This window comes from Pseudomonas sp. GD04019 (assembly GCF_029837695.1).
Lineage (GTDB): Bacteria > Pseudomonadota > Gammaproteobacteria > Pseudomonadales > Pseudomonadaceae > Aquipseudomonas.
Window position 1 is genome coordinate 1 of the sequence record NZ_JAOEEA010000031.1, and the last position, 776, is coordinate 776.

General features: G+C 67.7%; 1 protein-coding gene. It reads left to right on the top strand.

Features of this window, described 5'->3' with window-relative positions; translation table 11 throughout:
• On the top strand, positions 1-776 hold a 776-nt coding region (gene tssI / locus N7607_RS23065; RefSeq protein ID WP_279869500.1), incomplete at both ends, for a type VI secretion system tip protein TssI/VgrG.

The following is a 776-nucleotide window of genomic DNA, read 5'->3' on the forward strand; positions in this document are numbered from 1 at the left end:
CGGCCATGAGGCGCTCAGCCAGCCCTTCGTGTTCGAGGTCACCCTGGTCAGCCAGCGCCCGGACCTGGAACTGGACACGCTGCTCGGCCAGCCGGCCTTCCTGACCCTGGATGCGCAGGGCAACGGCATCCACGCCCAGGTGCACGCCTGCGCCCAGGGCGATTCCGGCCAGCGCCTGACCCGCTACCACCTGACCCTGCGCCCGCAGCTGGCCTGGCTCGGCCACCGCATCAACCAGCGCATCTTCCAGCACCTGAGCGTGCCGCAGATCGTCGCCCAGGTGCTGAGCGAGCACGGCATCCTCGAAGGTTCTGGCCAGCGTTTTCAGCTGGGAGGCACCTACCCTGCTCGCGACTACTGCGTGCAGTACGACGAATCCGACCTGCACTTCATCCAGCGCCTGTGCGAGGAAGAAGGCATCCATTACCACTTCCAGCACAGCCCCGAGGGCCATGTGCTGATGTTTGGCGACGACCAGACCGGTTTTCCCAAACTCGCCACCACCGCCTACCAGCAGGACTCCGGCCTGGTGGCGGACGACCCGGTGATCAAGCGCTTCGCCCTGCGCCTGGCCACCCGCACCAGCCGCGTCACCCGCCGCGACTACGACTTCGAGAAGCCACGCCTGCAACTGGAAGCCGCTCACAAGGGTGACGCCAAGCCGGACCTGGAAGACTACGACTACCCCGGCCGCTTCACCGAGCGCGGCCGTGGCAAGCACCTGTCCCAGCGCGCCCTGGAGCGCCATCGCAGCGACCAGCAGCTGGCCGAGGGCA